The sequence below is a fragment of the Pseudomonas sp. P4_D7 genome (assembly GCF_056401755.1).
This window is the reverse complement of sequence record NZ_JBFUIR010000136.1, coordinates 1-2,305: the sequence shown is the minus strand read 5'-3', so window position 1 is coordinate 2,305 and position 2,305 is coordinate 1. Positions and strand designations below refer to the sequence as shown.

Genomic DNA, 2,305 nt, shown 5'->3' with positions numbered 1-2,305 from the left:
ACCAAACGCACGACGGTGTCGATCACCAAAACGACGGGCAACTGATTGCAACGGTTCCAGAGCGAAAGGAGTCGAATCCAATTTTGCGTCCGAACAGTGTGTCGAACGACCTCGGCGGATTTTATACAGCGGACGGTTCCTCCGACGACCTCAGAGAGAAGGCTCACTTCGCTCTTATCGGGATCCGATTCGGTATTTTTTCCATTAGTAAGAAGCTGGAGCTGCTTAGTTCCATCGACCATTTCAGCAAGTGCTGCCGCTTTGTAGTTAAGGGTGAGCCCTGGGCAAGCGCTCACCAATGTTGGAAGCAACTCATGAGTTATCGAAACGAACTCCTGGTCCCCCTCAAGGTAGAAGAAGTAGAGGAACGAAAGGTCGGTCGTGAACACGTGACTCTTACCGTCGAAGTCAATGACCTTCCATATGCCACCGGCTGGTGTCGAATCAGGAGCATGCCGTTGTCGTTGAGTTTGGCGCGGTGATGAAGGTGTGCGCATCTCGTTCTCCAAAGTTGTTGGAGGTGCGCATTGACAAAGTGGCCAGGTTTTTCGGGCGCAAGAACCCTTGACAGCGTTCTGAAGCCGTCGTAGCCTTAAATCGTTGTCTCGCCAAAGCAACGACCAAAGGCCAAGCCGCTATGCGTCTTGGCCTTTTCTTTGTAATGCCACCAGGTGTAGTGGTGTCATCTGTACGGTTTGATTAGCCTGAAGTCATAGCGCAGCCTCCGTGTGAGCGGATGTGATGATCAATATTCACATTTGGCTGCGGCGCGCGACCGGCAGATGCTGGGAGGGCGTCCCACGTCGCGCGATACGTGGGTATGTGACCGGAGGGATGGACACGGCGCACATGGGCCGTTGTCAGGCTACCACCGCCGGCGTATTTCAAACAGGCCCCGCGTCGCCGTAGGCGTCTCAAGCATGGCCACTTTCGGCGAAAGTAACGCCGTTAGTCCGGAGCCGCGATATGTCACAGCGTTATGACGCTCCGTTCTGGAAGGGTTTCGTTACGCAAAAACTCCGAGCCGCCTACCTTTCAATGGGTTACGGATAAGTCGGCCATAACATCGTTAGTGACGCGACCTTCTGCGTCGTCCTATCGTCCATGGCCTGCAAACATCCTTTCATGTCACCTAAGTCCCCCAAACCCATGCACATAAAGGCCTAGTCGGACTCCGCGACCAAAGCCTCCCTCGAGAAAGAGATCACCTTGCCATCCGGCAAGGTCGTAATCGTGGGCTATGCGGTCGACGTGGCGAAGCGTGCCGGCGGTCTCACCAGGACGGGCAAACCCGCTCGATTCTATATTCCCAAATGAATGACGGGCATTTGCTCGCGGCCCACCATGGCTGCGACGTTACCGTTCGCGACAACGCCGTCTGACCGCTTCGTCCATCGTCACGCCGGCGGTCGTCGGAGCCGTTCTGTGCGTTCAGCGGACGCTGGATATGACGACCCGTCACGGCCTCGACGAGTTTGAGGATGCTGCGTTTCTACTTCAGACGTCGAAGAGAATGTTCTTCGCTAAGCGTGCCGAGCTGTCGTCCCTTACGTCCCCTTCCCTTCCGATCATGCGCCGCAACCACCCTCGACGATGTCACCATCGCCCGTGACATCGGCGCTATCGTCGGAAGCCGCGCCGTCGCCGCACGCCGGGTCAATGCGAGCGCAATCGCCCTGCCCGTCAATGCCTCGACCACCTCGCCACTCTCAGTGAAGACCTGCATGATGGAGAGGCCGTGGGAGCCTGGCTCGGCTTGGCCGTGGTGACGTCATGACATGTCGGCAATTTGGCGTTGATTCCTCTTCATTAACTAGTAGTGGCTGTGGGTGGCGCGGAGGAGTCTAATGATCCATGGAGGCGCTGATCTCACGAGAAATCATGCCGATGAAGTGGAGATCTCAACTGCTGCTGAACTTGTCAGGAGTGACGAAATTTTAAGTCTTTCAGACCAAAACACACTGCTCGGGTTGTGTGTCGCACTCGGCATCGGTCTGCTCGTCGGCGCCGAGCGCGAACGACGAAAAACTACCTGCCCGACGAGAGCTTCTGCGGGCATTCGTACTTTTGTTGTCTGCGCTTTTCTCGGCTCGGTCAGTGTCATCTTAGGTGGCGGTTTAGTGCTGGCTGTGACTGCGTTGATGGTCGGAACGGGTGCGCTCTTTGCTTACGAGCGAACGAGCCATCATGACGCTGGCATGACAACGGAATTCGCCCTCCTGCTGACCTGCCTGTTGGGCGGCTTAGCGATCCGCGAAGCCATGTTGGCTGCGGGCGTGGGGGCGGGCCTGGCCTTGCTATTGGC

The 2,305-nt window shown here is 56.7% G+C and carries 2 protein-coding genes; both read left to right on the top strand.

Features of this window, described 5'->3' with window-relative positions:
* The coding region (locus AC1DVF_RS29015; RefSeq protein WP_477783600.1) for a hypothetical protein at nt 1-482 on the top strand (482 nt) is incomplete at its 5' end.
* 1,365 nt (nt 483-1,847) lie between these two features.
* Nucleotides 1,848-2,305 (top strand): MgtC/SapB family protein (locus tag AC1DVF_RS29010; protein ID WP_477783599.1); only part of this gene is annotated, 458 nt, incomplete at its 3' end.